15 protein-coding genes are annotated in these 17,942 nt (G+C 67.5%); 11 read left to right on the top strand and 4 right to left on the bottom strand.

What is annotated here, in order from left to right:
• Positions 1-95: 95 nt before the first annotated feature.
• Together PV772_RS02925 and PV772_RS02920 are read right to left on the bottom strand one after the other, a co-directional pair.
• Positions 96-1,685 carry a DUF349 domain-containing protein gene (locus PV772_RS02925; protein ID WP_347885291.1) on the bottom strand — a complete coding sequence of 530 codons (1,590 nt, stop codon included), beginning with the start codon at positions 1,683-1,685 and terminating at the stop codon, positions 96-98.
• Between the two features lie 64 nt (positions 1,686-1,749).
• Positions 1,750-2,568, bottom strand: coding sequence for a peptidylprolyl isomerase (locus tag PV772_RS02920; RefSeq protein WP_141160333.1), 819 nt, complete (start codon positions 2,566-2,568; stop codon positions 1,750-1,752).
• A 228-nt stretch (positions 2,569-2,796) separates the two neighbouring features.
• Here PV772_RS02920 and hisS point away from each other — a divergent pair, with 228 nt between their 5' ends.
• Complete coding sequence (gene hisS / locus PV772_RS02915) at positions 2,797-4,167, top strand: histidine--tRNA ligase (protein ID WP_141160334.1); 1,371 nt, start codon at positions 2,797-2,799, stop codon at positions 4,165-4,167.
• An 8-nt stretch (positions 4,168-4,175) separates the two neighbouring features.
• Here hisS and PV772_RS02910 read toward each other — a convergent pair whose 3' ends face one another.
• Positions 4,176-5,438 carry an APC family permease gene (locus tag PV772_RS02910; protein WP_347885290.1) on the bottom strand — a complete coding sequence of 421 codons (1,263 nt, stop codon included), beginning with the start codon at positions 5,436-5,438 and terminating at the stop codon, positions 4,176-4,178.
• 97 nt (positions 5,439-5,535) lie between these two features.
• On the opposite strand from PV772_RS02910, the gene aspS reads away from it, so the two are divergent.
• The gene (gene aspS / locus PV772_RS02905; protein WP_347885289.1) at positions 5,536-7,332 is read left to right on the top strand and encodes an aspartate--tRNA ligase; all 1,797 of its coding nucleotides are present in this window, start codon (positions 5,536-5,538) and stop codon (positions 7,330-7,332) included.
• Between the two features lie 138 nt (positions 7,333-7,470).
• On the top strand, positions 7,471-8,235 hold the full coding sequence (locus PV772_RS02900) for a GNAT family N-acetyltransferase (protein WP_347885304.1): 765 nt from the start codon (positions 7,471-7,473) through the stop codon (positions 8,233-8,235).
• Positions 8,236-8,252: 17 nt separating this feature from the next.
• Here the strand turns inward: PV772_RS02900 and PV772_RS02895 are convergent, their stop codons facing one another.
• Positions 8,253-8,918: an acVLRF1 family peptidyl-tRNA hydrolase gene (locus PV772_RS02895; protein ID WP_141160337.1), complete on the bottom strand. Its 666-nt coding sequence runs from the start codon at positions 8,916-8,918 to the stop codon at positions 8,253-8,255.
• Between the two features lie 63 nt (positions 8,919-8,981).
• Between PV772_RS02895 and PV772_RS02890 the strand changes: the two genes are divergently transcribed.
• The 8 genes from PV772_RS02890 (at position 8,982) to PV772_RS02855 (ending at position 17,924) form a co-directional block, all read left to right on the top strand.
• Positions 8,982-10,436, top strand: a complete 1,455-nt coding sequence (locus PV772_RS02890; RefSeq protein WP_347885288.1) for a replication-associated recombination protein A — start codon at positions 8,982-8,984, stop codon at positions 10,434-10,436.
• Positions 10,437-10,605: 169 nt separating this feature from the next.
• The gene (rpsD, locus tag PV772_RS02885) at positions 10,606-11,232 is read left to right on the top strand and encodes a 30S ribosomal protein S4 (RefSeq protein WP_009357431.1); all 627 of its coding nucleotides are present in this window, start codon (positions 10,606-10,608) and stop codon (positions 11,230-11,232) included.
• Positions 11,233-11,378: 146 nt separating this feature from the next.
• The gene (locus PV772_RS02880; protein ID WP_141160339.1) at positions 11,379-11,753 is read left to right on the top strand and encodes a DUF948 domain-containing protein; all 375 of its coding nucleotides are present in this window, start codon (positions 11,379-11,381) and stop codon (positions 11,751-11,753) included.
• 17 nt (positions 11,754-11,770) lie between these two features.
• Positions 11,771-12,001: a DUF6167 family protein gene (locus PV772_RS02875; RefSeq protein ID WP_246839678.1), complete on the top strand. Its 231-nt coding sequence runs from the start codon at positions 11,771-11,773 to the stop codon at positions 11,999-12,001.
• 125 nt (positions 12,002-12,126) lie between these two features.
• Positions 12,127-14,805 (top strand): alanine--tRNA ligase, encoded by a 2,679-nt coding sequence (gene alaS, locus PV772_RS02870; RefSeq protein ID WP_347885287.1) that lies wholly within the window; start codon positions 12,127-12,129, stop codon positions 14,803-14,805.
• Between the two features lie 7 nt (positions 14,806-14,812).
• On the top strand, positions 14,813-15,412 hold the full coding sequence (ruvX, locus tag PV772_RS02865) for a Holliday junction resolvase RuvX (RefSeq protein ID WP_141160341.1): 600 nt from the start codon (positions 14,813-14,815) through the stop codon (positions 15,410-15,412).
• Positions 15,409-17,067, top strand: coding sequence for an endolytic transglycosylase MltG (gene mltG, locus PV772_RS02860; RefSeq protein WP_347885286.1), 1,659 nt, complete (start codon positions 15,409-15,411; stop codon positions 17,065-17,067). The genes ruvX and mltG overlap by 4 nt, the downstream gene beginning before the upstream one ends.
• On the top strand, positions 17,064-17,924 hold the full coding sequence (locus tag PV772_RS02855) for a shikimate dehydrogenase (RefSeq protein ID WP_141160343.1): 861 nt from the start codon (positions 17,064-17,066) through the stop codon (positions 17,922-17,924). Before mltG ends, PV772_RS02855 begins: the two co-directional genes overlap by 4 nt.
• Positions 17,925-17,942 lie beyond the last annotated feature (18 nt).

Genomic DNA, 17,942 nt, shown 5'->3' with positions numbered 1-17,942 from the left:
CATCCTGCCCGGACCACGATTAACGGGAACAGGCCCGGTCCGGGTTATGTGGATAACCGGGACCGGGCCTGTGGCCCCACCTCAGGGCTGGAAGGTCAGGACAGCTCGCTTGCTGAACGCTGGATCTGGTCAAGCCAGGCCTGGCGGGCTTCGAGAGCCTCCTGGGCGGCCTTGATCTTGCGCTGGTCGCCGGTCTTCTCGGCAACGGCGAGGTCTTCCTGGAGCCCGGCAATGGCCGATTCCAGCTGCGAGAGCGCGCTGTTGGTGCGTGCCTTCCGCTCCGGGTTGGACCGCTGCCACTGTTCTTCCTCGGCGTGGCGGACGGCATCCTCCACCTTGCGGAGTCCGGCCTCGATCCGGCCCATGTCAGCACGGGGCACCTTGCCGGCGTCTTCCCAGCGGTCGCGGACGGACTGGAGTGCCTTCTTGGCTGCCGCCAGGTCCTTCACCGGCAGGATGCTGTTGGCCTCCGCCAGCAGCTCCTCCTTTACCGTAAGGTTCGCCGCGTACTCCTGGTCGATCTCGTCGTTGGCAGCCTGCCGGGAGGTGAAGAACACGTCCTGTGCGGCGCGGAACCGGGCCCAGAGCGCGTCATCGTCCTTCCGGCTGGCGCGCGGCGATGCCTTCCACTGGTCCATCAGCCGGCGGTATTCGCCGGCGGCGAAGCCCCAGTCCGTTGAGGTGGACAGCGCCTCAGCCTCGGCGATCAGCTTCTCCTTGGCGGCCTTGGCCGCCGAGTTGTTGCTGTCCAGCTGGGAGAAGTAGGCCCGGCGGTGCCTGTCAAAGACGGTACGTGCAGCCCTGAACCGCTTCCACAGCGCATCCTCGTTGCTCCGGCCCAGCCGCACACCGCTCTTCTGGGCAGTTTTCCAGTTCTCAAACAACTCGTTCATCCGGGCGCTGGAGGTCTTCCACTGGGTCTGCGCGGGGTCCTGGCCGGAAATCTGTTCTGCTTCGGCAACAATGGCTTCGCGGGCTGCGAGCTCGGAGGCGCGGACGGCATCGTGTTCGGCCTTCTCCGCTTTCTCCAGCTCGGTGATCTGCCCGGCCAGCTGGTCCAGGCGGGCCTCGGCGGCCCGCAGGTCGCCCACCATGTTGCGTTCGGCGAGCTGTTCACGCAGGTGCGTCACCGTCTTCTGCATGTCGGTGCTGGGAGCCTTGGAACTGACCCGCTGTTCCAGGAGCACAATCTGCGCCACGACGTCGTCGTATTTCCGGGCGAAGTAGATCAGCGCCTCATCGCCGCTCACGCCGGGGTACTGGCCCACGGGGTGTTCGCCGCCGTCGATGGTCAGGTAAACGTGGCCGTCGCCTTCCACGCGGCCCCACTTGGAGGCCTCGGCGACGGACGTGCTGGGTGCGGCGGGGGCCGGTGCGGCAGCGGGGGCAGCGGCGGCCGGCTTGGGGCGCGAAGCAAAGGCAGCGGGTGACGGTGCGGACGGCCGGGGCCCGGGAGCCGGCGCGGCCGCGCCAGCGACGGTGCCCGTGCCGGCCTGGTCTTCGGGCTTTGAAGGACCGTCCGCGGCGGCCTCAACTTCAGCGGTGCCTTCCTCCGAAGCTGTGGCTTCAGGTGTCACGGGTGCCTGCTCGGCATCTGCAGCAGGAAGGGTAGCGTCGTCGGCGGCCGGTGCCGTGGTGTCGCTTGCGCCTGTTGCTGTTTCGTCGGATTTCTGACTGTCTGTCACCGCTAAAAGTCTTTCGCTTGGAGGGAAATACTCACGTACTGCACCGTAGCCCTGCGGGCCCGGCCTACTTCAGAGAAAACGAGTCTATCGTGACTGGTTGTTTTGGCGCTCCGTCCGTGTCGCTGGCACCCGGCGTGATGCCGGCGGCAGCGATGCCGGACACCACATCCAGGCCCGACGTCACCTTGCCCACCACGGTGTAGCCGCCCGCGGCATCTGCCGGAATGGCGGTGTCCTTGTAGACGATGAAGAACTGCGTCCCGTTGCCGTAGGCGTTGTTGCCGGTACGGGCAACGGCAATGGTCCCGGCGGGATACATGTTGTCCGCGGGGGTGTTTTCCAGTGGGCCCCACGTGTAGTTGGGATCGCCCTGGCCGTCGCCGTTGGGCGAACCGCACTGCAGCACGCCGAACTGGTCTGCGGTGGTGAGCCGGTGGCACGTCTTGCCGTTGAAGTAGCCTTCGTCGCTGAGGGACTTGAAGACGGCGGCGGCCTGCGGAGCTTTGGTTCCGTCAACCTCCACGCCCAGGGGACTGCCGTTCAGCATCAATTGCCCGGTGAACGTCTTTCCGGCCGCCGTGTCTGCCGCCGGAATGTTCGGACCGTTGGTTGCCGGAGCCGACGGAGTGGCGGACGCGCTGGCGGAAGCGGACGGCTCTGTCAGCCCCGCCTTGGCTGCCGCATATTCGTCCTCGGTGGGGTTCCCGGCGAACGCGGTGAGTTGAAGGACGACGGCGAGCACCACGGCGGCGGTTCCGGCACCGGCGGCCACGAGGTTGTCCCGTTTCCGCCGCTTCTCCTGGTCGCGCCGGAGCTCACGCTTGGCTTCCATTTGCTGGATGCGCCGTTTCGTTTCGCGGGCACTGCGTGAACTGGCCGCCAAGGGTCCTCCTCATCGTCGGGCTCCTGCGTTCCGCGGGCAGCCGCGGGGCGCAGGAAGTAAAGGGGCCAGGCTGTACGCGCCCGCTGCATTAGAGATGCACACGGATGACGCATAAACTGGCTGCCGCACATAGTTTATGCATGGCTGGCTGTGCTGCCGCCGTACGCCGCCTGGGCGGTGTGGCCGCCGGTGCCGCCGCGCCTTCCATCCCTAAGGAGAACCTTCCCCATGGCACGCACCGCCTCCCTGTCCGGATTCCCCGAGTGGCTTCCAGAGGAGCGGCTGGTGGAGCTGCATGTGCTCGATACCCTGCGCAGGGTCTTTGAGCTCCATGGTTTTGCCTCAATTGAAACCCGCGCCGTGGAGACGGTGGGCCAGCTCCTGCGCAAGGGGGAGATCGACAAGGAAGTCTATGGACTGAGCCGGCTCCAGGAGGACGAGGGCGACAATCCGGTCAAGGGCGGCAAGGCCGACCCCAACGCGCTTGCCCTGCACTTTGACCTGACGGTGCCGTTTGCCCGCTACGTCGTCGAAAACGCCGGTTACCTTGCCTTCCCGTTCCGCCGCTACCAGATCCAGAAGGTGTGGCGCGGCGAGCGGCCCCAGGAGGGCCGGGCCCGTGAATTCACGCAGGCGGACATCGACGTGGTGGGCGACGGCGAGCTTCCGTTCCGTTACGACGTCGAAATTGCGCTGGTCATCGCCGAGGCACTGAGCGCGCTGCCCATCCCGGACTTCCGCCTCCGCATCAACAACCGCAAGCTGGCCGAAGGCTTCTACCGCGGCATCGGCCTTGATGACACCGCTGGGGTGCTGCGCAGCATCGACAAGCTTGAAAAGATCGGTCCCGCCAAGGTGGCGGAACTGCTGAAGGCCGAACTGGGCGCAACCGAAGACCAGGCCGCCAAGGCACTCCAGCTCGCCGCCATCCGCACGGAAGACACGTCCTTCGTGGCGCAGGTCCGGGCCCTCGGCGTCAGCAACGAGCTCCTGGATGAAGGCCTCGACGAACTGGAACAGGTCATCGATGCCGCCGTGCAGCGGGCTCCGGGCAAGGTACTGGCAGACCTCAGCATCGCCCGCGGCCTGGACTACTACACCGGCACCGTAGTGGAAACCGTGCTGGTGGGCCACGAACAGCTGGGTTCCATCTGCTCCGGCGGCCGGTACGACGCCCTGGCGTCCAAGGGCAACCGCAAGTTCCCGGGCGTGGGGTTGTCCATCGGCGTGACCCGCCTGGTGTCGCGCATCCTCAGCCAGGACCTGGCCAAAGCCTCCCGGTCGGTTCCCACCGCCGTGCTGGTGGCCCTGAACCACGACGACAGCTGGGGCGCGGCCCAGGATGTCGCCGCCCTGCTGCGCAGCCGCGGAATTCCCACCGAGGTGGCGGCCAGGGCCGAGAAGTTCGGCAAGCAGATCAAGTTCGCGGACCGCCGGGGGATCCCCTTCGTCTGGTTCACCGACGAGGACGGCACCCACCAGGTCAAGGACATCCGCACCGGTGAACAGGTGCTGGCCGCTCCCGAAACCTGGATGCCGCCCGTCGGGGACCTCACGGTGCAGGTTGAAACCACCTCGCCGGCAGCTGCCTCCGTTTAGCCAGGACCTCAGGGCCCGGGACGCTGGCGCTGGGGCTGCCGGAAACGCAGCACCAGCGCGCGCCCGGCGACACCAGCGGCCAGGACCGCTGCCATAGCCAGGACCGAAGCCCGGGGCAGGGTGAAGGCCAGGACGGCGCAGCCGAGGAAGCCGAGGACGTTCAGCCAGCGGGGGGCGTACCCGGGGTGCGTTGCCAGCGTGAAGGCGGAGGCGTTGGCAACGGCGTAATAGACCAGCACGCCGAAGCTTGAAAAGCCCACCACGGTGATCACGTTGGTGGTCACCAGGAGCAGGATCACGACGGCGGCCACGGCGAGTTCGGCCACATACGGAACGGTATGGCTGCCGCCCACTTTTGCCAGCGGGCCCGGAAGATCGCGTTCCCGTGCCATGGCCAGGGTGGTCCGGCCCACGCCGGTAATCAGTGCGAGGAGGGCGCCCAGGCACGCGGCGGCAGCGCCGGCCTGCACCAGCGGCGCGGCAGGGGCAAGACGGGAATCGAGTACGGCGTCCAGCAGCGGTGTCGCGGATGTCCCGAGCCGCTCTCCGAGGTGGGCAAGCAGGAGCCATGCCAGCAGCAGGTAGATGGCGAAGGCGGCTGCCAGGGCTGCCAGGATGGCCCTGGGGATGGCCCGGGCAGGGTCCTTGACTTCTTCGCCCAGCGTGGCGATCCGGGCGTAGCCGGCAAAAGCGAAAAACACCAGGCCTGCCGCCGGCAGCACCCCCGCCGGATTGTCCGACGGCGCCCCGGCGGGTCCGGCCCCGGCGTGCGGGCCCAGCCACGCAGCAACCCCGACGAACACCAGCGCCGCGAGGACCATGCACAGCAGGATGCGCGTCAGCAGGGCGGTCCGGGTTATGCCGAGCAGGTTGACTCCGGTGAGCGCCACGACAGCGGCCACCGCCACCGGGACCGCGTAATCCCGTGCCACGTAGTTGCCGAACGTCAGAGCCATGGCCGCGCAGGAGGCTGTCTTGCCAGTGACGAAACCCCAGCCGGCCAGGAAGCCCGGCCATTCGCCGAGCTGGTTCCTGCCGTACACGTAGGTCCCGCCGCTGGCGGGGTAAATGGCCGCAAGGGCGGCAGACGCGACGGCATTGCAGTACGCCACCACACCCGCGACGAGCACGGAGAGGACCAGCAGGTTTCCGGCCAGCGCGGCAGCCGGAGCGAAGACCACGAATACCCCGGCGCCCAGCATGGACCCGAGTCCGATCGCGGTGGCGTCAAAGGTCCCGAGCCTGCGCTGCAGCTGCTGCGGTTCGCTCATGCGGTGGCATTGCCCTTCCAGCGGGTAAACTCGGACGGGATCGTTCCCGCAACGATCATATTGAACTTCCCACTGTTTTCCCGCAGAAAGGCGTGCTGTGCTGCGCACACATGACCTCGGATCCCTTCGTTCCGAGCACATTGGACAAACCGTAACCCTGGCCGGCTGGGTGGGCCGCCGTCGTGACCACGGTGGTGTGGCATTCGTCGACCTGCGTGACGCTTCCGGCGTGGCCCAGGTGGTGGTCCGCGAGGAGGAAGTGTTCCACGGACTGCGCAACGAATACGTCCTGCAGGTCACGGGCACCGTGTCCAAGCGCCCCGAAGGCAATGAGAACCCGGCGCTGGCCACCGGCGGGATCGAGGTCATCGCCGAGGACGTCACCATCCTCAACACCTCCGACCCCCTACCGTTCCAGATTGACGAACACGTGGAAGTCGGCGAGGAAGCCCGCCTCAAGCACCGCTACCTGGACCTGCGCCGCCCCGGCCCCAGCCGCAACCTGCGGCTCCGCTCCGAGGCCAACCGGGTGGCGCGCGACCTGCTCCACCAGGAGGGCTTCGTGGAGATCGAGACGCCCACCCTCACGCGTTCGACGCCGGAGGGCGCCCGTGACTTCCTGGTTCCGGCACGCCTGGCTCCGGGTTCCTGGTACGCGCTGCCGCAGTCCCCGCAGCTGTTCAAGCAGCTGCTGCAGGTGGGCGGGTTCGAAAAGTACTACCAAATCGCCCGCTGCTACCGCGACGAGGACTTCCGCGCGGACCGGCAGCCGGAATTCACCCAGCTGGACATCGAGGCGAGCTTCGTTGACCAGGACGACATCATCCGGCTGGGCGAGAACATCGTCAAGGCAGTGTGGCAACTCATCGGGGTGGAGATTCCCACGCCCATCCAGCGCATCACGTACGCGGACGCGATGGCCCGGTACGGCTCCGACAAGCCGGACCTTCGCTTCGGGCTGGAGCTGACCGAGCTCACCGAATTCTTCAAGGACACCAACTTCGGCGTGTTCAAGGCTCCCTACGTGGGCGCCGTCGTCATGCCCGGCGGTGCTTCGCAGGCGCGCCGCGCCCTGGACGCGTGGCAGGAATGGGCCAAGCAGCGCGGCGCCAGGGGCCTCGCGTACGTCCTGTACAAGGAAGACGGCGAGCTCGCCGGCCCTGTGGCGAAGAACCTCACCGAGTTCGAACGCGCGGGACTCGCCGACGCCGTTGGCGCCAAACCGGGCGACTGCATCTTCTTCGCCGCCGGGGAAAAGACTCCGTCGCGTGCCCTGCTGGGTGCCGCCCGCGTGGAAATCGGCCACCGCACCGGCCTGATCGATCCCACTGACTGGGCCTTCTGCTGGGTGGTGGATGCACCCATGTTCGAACCCGCCGCCGCTGCCGTCGCGTCGGGTGATGTTGCCGTCGGTGGAGGCCAGTGGACTGCAGTGCACCACGCTTTCACCTCGCCCAAGCCTGAATTCCTTGACACGTTCGACAAGGATCCCGAATCGGCGCTCTCCTACGCCTACGACATCGTCTGCAATGGCAACGAAATCGGTGGCGGCTCCATTCGTATCCACCAGCGCGAAGTGCAGGAACGCGTCTTCGAACTGATGGGCCTGGACAAGGAAGACGCCCAGACCAAGTTCGGGTTCCTGCTGGAAGGCTTCAAGTACGGCGCGCCCCCGCACGGTGGCATTGCCTTCGGGTGGGACCGCGTGGTGTCGCTGCTGGCAGGAGTGGAGTCCATCCGCGACGTCATCGCCTTCCCGAAGTCAGGCGGCGGCCACGACCCCCTCACCGAGGCCCCGGCCCCGATCACGCCGCAGCAGCGCAAGGAAGCGGGCGTGGACTTCAAACCGGAGGCCAAAAAGCCGGAAGCGAAGAAGCCAGAAGACAAGCAGTAGGGCACGGTTAGCGGCCCCAGGCCGCAATCATTGGAGGTTCCCCGGTCCGCCCGGGGGACCTCCTGCCGTTAAGGAAGGAACAGCCCCGTGACCACACCGAGCCAGGTCCAACCCGCACCCCTGGGCCTTGAAGCCGCCATGGACGCAGCGTGGCCAGCACCGGACCGCCATGAGGCCGGCGGCTGGATGCTCCGGGCCGCCGCAGGCGTCACCCAGCGGGCCAACTCCATCTGGCCACGCAGTGAACAGTTCGGTGGCGACCAGTGCAGCGACGACCTCCCGGGCCTGCTCAGGGAGGCCGGGGCCTGGTACCGCAGCCACCGCCTCCCGGTCATCTTCCAGCTCTTCGACACCCCGGCAGCGTCCGCGCTTCACCGGCTGCTGGACGCGGAGGGCTTCACCCGCCAGTCCGAGACCCTGGTCATGACCCGCAGCGCAATGGACGCCCGGATTCCCGCAGGCGCCGCGGCAGCGGTGGAACTCTCCACAGAGCCGTCAGGGGAGTGGCTGCGGGTCTGGTGGGACGTGGACGGCCGCGGTGGCAACGATGCGCTGGTGACTGCAACGGAAATCCTCAAGGGCTGTCCCTCCTTGTATGCGCTGGCGCGTGACGGCGACGGGCGGCCAGCCGCCGTCGGGCGCCTTGCCCTCCCGGACGGCAGTGGGCAGGGCGGCCTGTACTGCATGGCCACGCTTCCGGAAGCGCGCCGCAAGGGTTTCGCCGCCGCCATCCTGCAGGCCCTGCTTCACGCCGGCAAAGCGCGGGGCGTGCACGGTTTCTGGCTGCTGGTCACGGCAGCGAACCATGGCGCGCAGGAGCTGTACGCGAAGGCAGGCTTCCGCGAAGCCGGCCGCTACCTGTACCGTCAGGAGCGCCCCCGGCGCGCCCCCACCGGCTGCTGACAATCAAGGACGGCCGGCTAACCCGGATCCGTCACCGTGACCCGCACCGAGCATGCATCCGCCGCGGCCTTCTTCAACACGGCGGTCCGGGGCTCGGCAACGTCCAGGTAGGCAAGGCGCGGCAAGCGTGCGTACCCGCGCAGCAGCGGCTCGGCGAGGACCAGGTCCGCCAGGGTCCTGTCGCCGCCGGGCACCACATACTCAAAGGCCGCCCCGCGGAACACCTCCACGGCCTGCTGCGCCACGGCGCCCACCAGGGCATCGGCCTGGTTGGAACGGCGGCGGGCAAAGCGCTGCTGGGACTGGCCGCCCGCCGCGGTGCGGGACTGGACGTACCGCGTGCCCGCCTTTGATGCGAGCAGGACGCCCTCACTTGCCACCCCGATGCCGTATCCGCCCCGCCTCACCAGCAGCAGTCCCAGCCGGCGCGGCTGGGAAGCAAGTGCAGCGAGCCGCTCCAGCGGTCCGGTGCCGCGGCCCGGACGACCATCGGCCGGCCACGGAGCCTGCAGGAGCGCCTCCGCGCCGTCGGCCGCCACAAGGAGCAGGCCGTCGTCGCCGTCCTGCAACCGGTAACCGCCGTGGGAGGTGCCGAAGCGTTCCGCCCAGCCCGGCAGCCGCGGGCCGGACACGAATGCTGTCCTCACGGAAGACTGGGCGCCGGAGTGGCCGGGGGCGTGCATGGCGGTTCCTTGCGGTCAGGGGGAGGGGAAAAGCAGGTGCCGGACTGCAAGTAGCCTATCTATGTGGATGATCTCTTCGGGAACGGGCCAGAAAACGACGACGACGACCGTCCCGCCGCCAGGGAGAGCGCCGGTTCCCGGGGCAACGGTTCGCCGCGCAGCCCGCTTGCCGTTCGCATGCGGCCCCGCACCCTGGACGAGGTGGTGGGCCAGCAGCACCTGCTCGGCCAGGGCTCGCCGCTGCGCCAGCTGGCGGCCGGGGCAGGCGCGGACGCCGCCGGTCCGGCCGGACCCAGCTCCCTGATCCTGTGGGGCCCTCCAGGTACCGGCAAGACCACGCTGGCGCACGTCATTGCGCGGGGGCCGGGCCGGAAGTTCGTCGAGCTGTCCGCCATCACTGCCGGCGTCAAGGATGTCAGGCGGGTCATGGACGACGCCCTGACCGCCCGCGACCTCTACAAGACCACCACGGTGCTGTTCCTGGACGAGATCCACCGCTTCAACAAGGCCCAGCAGGACGCCCTGCTCCCCGGCGTCGAAAACCGGTGGGTGGTCCTCGTGGCTGCCACCACGGAAAACCCCTCTTTCTCGGTGGTCTCGCCGTTGCTCTCCCGCTCCCTGCTCCTCACGCTCAAGCCCTTGACGGATGCGGACATCGAGGGCCTCCTGGTGCGGGCCGTGGAGGATCCGCGCGGGCTGGGCGGCAAGGTCCGGCTCAGCGAGGAAGCCCTGGAGCACCTGGTCCGGCTGTCCGGCGGCGACGCCCGCAGGGCGCTTACCGCCCTGGAAGCCGCTGCGGGCGTCGCTTTCGGTGACGCGGACGACGTCGAACGTCCAGTGGGGGAGGACGGCGCACCTTCCGAACCTGCCGCCGAAGAGCCGGTCACCGTGGAGCTGCGCCACACCGAGCGCGCCCTGGATGCGGCCGCCGTCCGCTACGACCGTGCCGGGGACCAGCACTACGACGTGGCCAGCGCGTTCATTAAGTCCATCAGGGGATCCGACGTGGACGCGGCCCTGCACTACCTTGCCCGGATGCTCGAGGCGGGGGAGGACCCCCGGTTCGTGGCCCGGCGGATCGTCATCTCCGCGGCCGAGGACGTGGGCATGGCAGATCCCACCGCGCTGCAGACCGCCGTCGCAGCAGCACATGCCGTGCAGCTCATTGGCATGCCCGAGGGCCGGATCATCCTGGCGGAGGCTGTGGTCCACCTCGCCACCGCCCCCAAGTCGAACGCCGCCTACATGGGCATCAACAAAGCCATCGCAGATGTCCGGGCCGGCCTCGGCGTCGGAATTCCCGCCCACCTGCGCGATGCCCATTACCCGGGCTCCAAGCAGCTGGGCCACGGTGTTGGCTATAAGTACGCCCACGACGCGCCGCACGCAGTGGCCACCCAGCAGTATCCGCCCGATGACCTGGTGGGCCGCGACTACTACCAGCCCACCGGCAACGGTGCTGAACGGGACATCGCCCAACGGCTGGAGCGCCTGCGGAGGATTGTCCGGGGCACGTGATGGCGTGGTAAGCTGAATCTTTGTCTGGCAAGGCGCGGACGCACAATCTCCCCAATTCAGTTTGGCAAGGTTATGCCCTGTGCCCAGTAGCAAAAGGCAGCGGTTGGCCGATGCTCTCCATCGTGGAGGCCAGTAACACTGACACACCGCAGATATTGGAAGGACACAAGTGGCTAACAACACTCGTGCTCGCCGTCAGGCCCGCCTCTCGCGGTCCCTCGGCATTGCCCTGACCCCCAAGGCCGCCAAGTACATGGAGCGCCGTCCGTACGGCCCCGGTGAGCATGGCCGCGCCCGCAAGAAGCAGGACTCCGACTACGCCGTACGTCTGCGCGAAAAGCAGCGCCTGCGTGCACAGTACGGCATCCGCGAAGCACAGATGACCCGTGCCTTCGAAGAAGCCCGCCGCACCAAGGGCCTGACCGGTGAGAACCTCATCGAACTGCTCGAAATGCGCCTTGACGCCCTGGTGCTGCGTGCCGGTTTTGCCCGCACCATCGCCCAGGCCCGCCAGCTGGTTGTGCACCGCCACATCATGGTTGACGGCGTCCGCGTTGACCGTCCGTCGTTCCGCGTCGGCGAGGGCCAGCTGGTCCACGTCCACAGCCGCAGCGAAACCATGGTTCCGCTCCAGGTTGCCGCAGCCGGCGCCCACCGCGACGTCCTGCCTGCCGTTCCGGCCTACCTGGACGTCAAGCTGGAAGCCCTGCAGGCCCGCCTGGTCCGCCGCCCCAAGCGTTCCGAGATCCCGGTGACCTGCGAAGAGCAGCTCGTCGTCGAATTCTACGCACGCTAAATCCCAGCAGCGTACCCAAAGAAGCCCGTGGCAAGCGCCGCGGGCTTCTTTGTATGTAAGGTACTTGGGAGACATCTGCGCGGCGCCCCTTTGCGGTCGCGGGCAGGCTGGAACCCAACCACGGAATTTCGAGGAGATGAACGTCTATGTCTGGTGGCGATATTGCCGGCCTGATCGCTGCCGGGGTGTTCGCGCTCCTGGTCCTGCTGCTTGCGGTCCCCATCCTGAAGCTGGGAAAAGTCTTCGATGAGGTGCGGACCACCATCAGGTCCCTGAGCGACGGCGCCACGCCCCTCATGGACGAGGTCACGGCCACCGTCTCCACGACCAACCAGCAGCTGAAGAAGGTGGACGGCATCTCGTCCAACGTCTCGGATGCCTCGGCCAACATTTCCGCGCTGTCCTCGCTGGTCGCCGCAACGGTCGGCTCCCCGCTGATCAAGGTTGCCGCCTTCAGCTACGGCGTCCGCAGCGCCTTCGCCAACCGACGGAAGCCCGCCGCCGGGCGCCGCAGCCGCTAGATCCGAAAAGAATAAACATGAAGAGAATTGTCTGGATGGGAATCGGCGTGGCCATCGGCGTCATTGCCTTCCGAAAAGTGAGCCAAGCCCAGGCCAGCCTGGGGCCGGAAGGGCTGAACCGCTCTGTGGGCCGGCTGGCCGACGGGGTCTACGACTTCGCCGACGCCGTCCGCGCCGGGATGCGGGAACGGGAAACAGACCTGAGGTCCGCCCTGGGCATCGAGTCCGCTGAAGTGGTCCGCCGCTAGGCCCGGCAGGGCTCAACACCGGCAGCCAGCCAACAACCGGCAGGACCCCCTATCCGGGGCCAGGCCACCTGAACGAAAGACCCGTGCCCCATCGGCGCGGACCAAGAAGGGTAAGAAAACAGCTCATGAAGTCGCAGGAGATCACAAAGCGCTGGGTGGACTTTTTTGTCAGCAAGGGCCACACCGCGGTTCCCTCCGCATCGCTGGTCTCCAGCGACCCCTCGCTGCTGTTCACGGTGGCCGGCATGGTCCCGTTCATTCCCTACCTCACCGCGCGCGAGGAAGCACCATACTCCCGCGCCACCAGTGTCCAGAAGTGCATCCGCACCGGCGACATCGAGGAAGTGGGCAAGACCGCCCGGCACGGCACCTTCTTCCAGATGTGCGGCAACTTCTCCTTTGGCGACTACTTCAAGGAAGACGCCATCAAGTTCGCCTGGGAGCTGCTCACCACGGGCGTTGACGACGGCGGCTACGGCCTTCCGCCCGAGAAGCTGTGGGTGACCGTCTATGAGGAGGACGACGAGGCCGAGGAGCTGTGGCTGAAGAACACCGGCGTCCCCGCCGAACGCATCCAGCGCATGGGCAAGTCGGACAACTACTGGTCAACTGGCCAGCCCGGCCCGGCAGGACCCTGCTCCGAGATCTACTACGACCGCGGACCGGCCTACGGCATCGAAGGCGGACCGCTGGCTGACGAGACCCGCTACATCGAGATCTGGAACCTCGTGTTCATGCAGTACCAGATCGAGAACGTCCGCTCCAAGGTCGACTTTGACATCGTTGGAGAGCTGCCGAAGAAGAACATCGATACCGGCCTGGGCATGGAACGCCTCGCGATGATCCTGCAGGGCGTCGAGAACATGTACGAGACCGACCAGGTCCGCCCCGTGATCGACAAGGCCGCCGAACTCTCCGGCAAGGAGTACACCTCCGCGGAAACCGAGGACGATCCGCACCACACCGACGACGTCCGCATGCGCGTGGTGGCAGACCACGTCCGGTCGGCCCTCATGCTGATCTCCGACGGGGTCACGCCGTCCAACGAAGGACGTGGCTACGTTTTGCGCCGCCTCATCCGCCGCGCCGTGCGCTCCATGCGCCTCCTCGGCGTCGAGCAGGCCTGCCTGCCCGACCTGCTGCCGGCTTCACGCGACGCCATGAAGGGCGTCTACCCGGTGGTGGCGACCGATTTCGACCGGATCAGCCGCATCGCCTACGCCGAGGAGAAGGCATTCCTGCGCACCATCGCCTCCGGCACCGCCCGGCTCGAGGACGCGGTCAAGGAGTCGAAGGCGGCCAACAAGCCCCTGTCAGGCGAGGATGCCTTCACCCTGCACGACACCTACGGCTTCCCGATCGACCTCACCCTTGAGATGGCCGAAGAGGCCGGCCTGAAGGTTGATGAGGCGGCGTTCCGCAGCCTCATGCAGGAACAGCGCCAGCGCGCCCAGGCCGACGCCAAGGGCAAGAAGGGCGGCCACGCCGACGTCAGCGTCTTCCAGGAAATCCTGGGCCAGGGCGAGACAGTCTTCACCGGGTACTCCGAACTCGAAGGCGAATCCCGCGTCCGCGGACTGCTCAGCGCGGGCCGGCAGGTCCAGCAGGCGTCCACCGGTGACGAGATCGAACTCGTGCTTGCCGAGACGCCGTTCTACGCCGAAGCCGGCGGCCAGGCAGCAGACACGGGCCTGATCACCGGTGACGGGTTCGTCGTCGAGGTCCTGGACGTCCAGCGCCCTGTGAAGGGACTGAGCGTACACAAGGCGGTTGTCCGCGAAGGTGAAATCGGCGCAGACTCCCTGGTGCGCGCCGCCGTCGACCGTGAACGCCGCCATGCCGCCGAGCAGGCGCACACCGGCACGCACATCGTGCACGCCGCCCTGCACCAGATCCTGGGCCCGGAAGCCACCCAGCGCGGATCCTTCAACAAGGCCGGCTACCTGCGCTTCGATTTTGCCTGGGGCGAGGGGCTGAGCACTGCTACGCGGTCCGAGATCGAAGAGGTCTCCAACCTTGCCATCCGCAACAACTACGCGGTGGAAACGAAGATCATGGGGCTGGCCGAGGCCAAGGCCCTGGGTGCCATGGCGCTCTTCGGCGAGAACTATGGCAGCGAAGTGCGGGTGGTGGAGATCGACGGCGCCTGGTCCCGCGAGCTCTGCGGCGGCACCCACGTCGCCAACACCTCGCTGATTGGCAGCCTGTCCCTGCTGGGCGAACAGTCTGTGGGTTCAGGCAATCGCCGCGTGGAGGCGTTTGTCGGCATGGAGGCGTTCCGCCACCTTGCGGCCGAACGGGCGCTGGTGACTGAGCTGACTGATCTGCTCAAGGTTCCGTCCGGCCAGCTTGCCGACAGGATTTCCGCAACCCTGGCCAAGCTCAAGGCCACGGAGAAGGAATTGGACCGGCTCCGCAAGGAACAGCTTGCTGCATCGGCCGCCCAGCTGGTCAACACCGCCCGCGACGCCGGTGGAGTGCAGGTGCTGGCCCATGACGCCGGCACCGTCAGCGGCGCGGACGACCTCCGCGGGCTGGCCCTCGACCTCCGCAACCGCCTGGGTTCCGGTGCGGCGGCCGTTGCCGTCGCCGGCGTCGCCAATGACCGTCCCCTGATCCTGGTGGCCACCAACGAGGCCGCCAGGGAGGCAGGCGTGAAGGCCGGTGCCCTGGTCCGGGTCGCCGCCGGTGTCCTCGGTGGTGGCGGCGGCGGCAAGGACGACGTCGCCCAGGGCGGCGGAACCGACGCCGGAAAGGTCGGCGCTGCCCTGGCAGCCGTCGTCGACGCCATCTCAAGGCGATAACCGGGCCATGACCAGTGCTGTTGCTGACGGCGGCTACCCCCAGGGCGTGAAGCTGGGGGTGGACGTCGGCACCGTCCGCGTAGGGGTGGCCATCTGCGACCGCGATTCGATCCTTGCCACGCCCTATAAGACCCTCGACCGGAACGCTAAAAAGAATTCGGACGTGCGCGTCATCGCCAAGCTCGCGGAAGAGCTTGGCGCCGTTCAGGTCATCGTCGGCCTCCCCAAAACCATGAAGGGCGAGGAACACGCGTCTGCCCGGATGGCGGCCGACTATGCACTGCTTTTGGCAACCGAGCTTGCCGGCCGCGGCCTGGCAGTTCCGGTTAACCTCGTGGACGAACGCCTCAGCAGTGTCTCGGCCCACCGGAACCTGCACGAAGCTGGCATGAGCAGCAGGGACCACCGTAAAGTAGTTGATCAGGTCGCGGCGGCGGGTATTCTTCAGCACGCCATCGACATGCAGAAAGCCAGGGGAGCGGATGTCGGCTCACGCGTGACAGCGCCATCCCCGTCCGTGGACCTGGGGGCCGGTGGGGCGGACCAGCCCGTCCGCGCCATCCCCGCGGACACGAACCAATCTTCAGATAATGGAAGGCAACAGTGAGCCCTGCCAACATTGACGACACCTCCGGTCCGCTGGACCCCGGGGCCGGGAGGCCACTGACCCGCAAGGAACTGCGGGCCCGGGAGAAAAGCCTCAACACCGGTGGCCACGACGCCGTGCCCGAGCAGGCCTACGAAACCGGTGACGTCCCGCCGCCACCGGCGGCACCTCCTGCCGCCGCGGCGGCCGCGCCCACCTTTGCCCCGCATCCCGTTACTGGAGATGTCCCGGCAGCACCGCAAACGCCACCGTCCATCCAGGACGACCACGCCGTGCACGGCACCTCCGAAGAAGGTGCCGCCGGCGCGCCGCCGCCCCTCGGCCACCCCGACGACGTACCGCACCATGGGGAAGCGGCGCACCATGACGACGCCGCCCACCAGGACGAGGTGCACTACGCCGACGCGCACCATGGGGAAGCGGCGCATCACGACGACGTCCCGCACCAGGACACCCACCTCCACCATGAGGAGGACGTGCACGGCCACTACGGGTCGACGGATTACCACCACAGCGACACCCACCCGGAGTCGGCGCATGTGGACCCGGTGGCCGGAATCCTCCCGGCAGCGTCCGCTGAAGTGGTGAAGCGGCCGTCCAAGAAGGTCCGGCGCCGCCGCAGGCTGCTGGCCCTGTTCCTGACCCTTGCTGTCTTTGTGACGGCGGTCGCCGTAGGCGCCCAGTTCCTCAAACCTTTGCTGGGCGACGGGAAGCCATCGGACTTTCCCGGTCCCGGAACCGGCGAGGTGCACGTGACCGTTGCCAGCGGCGAGGGGACGCGCTCCGTCGCCACCGAGCTGGAAAACCAGCGTGTCGTAGCCAACGCGGACACTTTCATGCAGGCGTTCCGTGCCTCCGGGGCAACCTTGTCGCCCGGCGACTACGTCTTCAAGAACGAAATGAAGAACGCCGATGCCGTCAATGTCCTGGCCGGCAAGGACAAGACCAAAGTCATCTACTTTGCGCTGAGTGCGGGCCTGCGGATCAGCGAGTCCCTGCAGGCGATCTCCGAGGGCTCCGGAGCGTCCATGCAGCAACTTCAGGCGCTCAGCAACCAACCGGCCCAGTTCGGCCTGCCGGCCAACGCCAAGAACCTCGAAGGCTACCTCGCTCCCGGCGAGTACCGCTTTCCGCTGGGCACCCCTGTCAAGGACATCCTGCAGGCCTTGGTGAAGTCCACCACCGACGAACTGGTATCCCAGGGCATCACCGATCCGGCCAAACAGTACGAGGCCGTCATTGTGGCAAGCATCGTCCAGGCCGAAGGCGGGCAGGCCGACTACGGCGATGTGGCCGGTGCCATCTACAACCGGCTCAAGCCCAACGACCAGACCGGCGGGTTCCTGCAGGTTGACTCGGCCGTCACGTACGGCCTGGGCACCCGGAGCTTCAACTTCACTGATGAGCAGCGGAAGGACAAGTCCAACCCGTACAACACCTACGCCAATCCGGGACTGCCGCCCGGGCCCATCGGCTCACCGGGCAAGACCGCCATCGACGCTGCCGCCCGGCCCAAGGCCAACGACTACCTGTACTGGGTGACCGTGAACCTGGACACCAAGGAGACCAAGTTCGCCAAGACGCTGGCCGAACACAACACCTACGTTGAGCAGTACAACGCGTGGTGCCAGGCCAACGCGGGCCGCTGCACATGAGCCTGCGGGCTGCCGTCCTTGGCCACCCGATCAGCCACTCGAAGTCCCCGGCGCTGCACCTCTCCGCCTACGGGCAGCTCGGGGCGGGCATCAGTTACACGGCCATCGACGTCACGGAGGCGCTGCTGCCAGCGTTCATGCGACAGATCCGGGACCAGCCGGGCTGGCGGGGCCTCTCGGTGACCATGCCCCTGAAGACGGCCATGCTGGACGAGGTGGACGAGGTACGTGGGGTGGCGGGGACCCTCGGCGTGGTCAACACCGTAACGTTCGAGGAATCGGCGGGCAGCGTGAAGACTGTGGGCTCGAATACGGACGTCACAGGCATCGTCAACGCCCTGCGGCACGCCGGCACCAAGGCGGCCCCGTCGGCCGTCATCCTCGGCGGCGGCGGAACAGCGGCATCGGCCATCGCTGCCCTGCAGGAGCTGGGCACCGGCACCGTGCAGGTCTTTGTCCGTGATGCGTCCCGGACGTCGGAGGTCCGCTCCGCCGCTGACAGCCTGGACGTGGCCCTCGAAATCCGTCCGCTGGCTGCGGCCGCCCGTCCCACTGCGGAGGCCGACGTCGTCATTTCCACCCTGCCGCCCCGCGCGGCAGATGGACTCGCCGCGGAAATTGCGGCGCTGAAGACCAGGACCCCCGGCGTCCTGCTGGACGTTGCCTACGATCCGTGGCCCAGCCTGATTGCTTCCGTGTGGCAGGCCGGCGGGGGTGCCGTAGTGCCCGGCCTGGAAATGCTGCTGTACCAGGCCGTGGAACAGGTGCGGCTCTTCACCCGGCGCGGGGAAGACGTTAATGCAGCTGTCATAGATGTGATGTGTGACGCAGTCGGCCTTGCCCGGCGGGCGTTCTGACCGCCCTACGTGGCAGGA

This window comes from Pseudarthrobacter sp. CC12 (assembly GCF_039907755.1).
Classification (GTDB): Bacteria; Actinomycetota; Actinomycetes; order Actinomycetales; family Micrococcaceae; genus Arthrobacter; species Arthrobacter niigatensis.
Note: the sequence above shows the minus strand (reverse complement) of the source record. Positions and strands in the feature narration are given on the sequence as shown.

What these genes read in the sequence shown, in the direction of transcription:
- hisS (WP_141160334.1), top strand. Translation starts at nt 2,797, where the DNA reads ATGGCACGCACCGCCTCCCTGTCCGGATTCCCCGAGTGGCTTCCAGAG.
- PV772_RS02910 (WP_347885290.1), bottom strand. Translation starts at nt 5,438, where the DNA reads ATGAGCGAACCGCAGCAGCTGCAGCGCAGGCTCGGGACCTTTGACGCC.
- PV772_RS02900 (WP_347885304.1), top strand. Translation starts at nt 7,471, where the DNA reads ATGGACGCAGCGTGGCCAGCACCGGACCGCCATGAGGCCGGCGGCTGG.
- PV772_RS02895 (WP_141160337.1), bottom strand. Translation starts at nt 8,918, where the DNA reads ATGCACGCCCCCGGCCACTCCGGCGCCCAGTCTTCCGTGAGGACAGCA.
- PV772_RS02880 (WP_141160339.1), top strand. Translation starts at nt 11,379, where the DNA reads ATGTCTGGTGGCGATATTGCCGGCCTGATCGCTGCCGGGGTGTTCGCG.
- PV772_RS02875 (WP_246839678.1), top strand. Translation starts at nt 11,771, where the DNA reads ATGAAGAGAATTGTCTGGATGGGAATCGGCGTGGCCATCGGCGTCATT.
- alaS (WP_347885287.1), top strand. Translation starts at nt 12,127, where the DNA reads ATGAAGTCGCAGGAGATCACAAAGCGCTGGGTGGACTTTTTTGTCAGC.
- ruvX (WP_141160341.1), top strand. Translation starts at nt 14,813, where the DNA reads ATGACCAGTGCTGTTGCTGACGGCGGCTACCCCCAGGGCGTGAAGCTG.
- PV772_RS02855 (WP_141160343.1), top strand. Translation starts at nt 17,064, where the DNA reads ATGAGCCTGCGGGCTGCCGTCCTTGGCCACCCGATCAGCCACTCGAAG.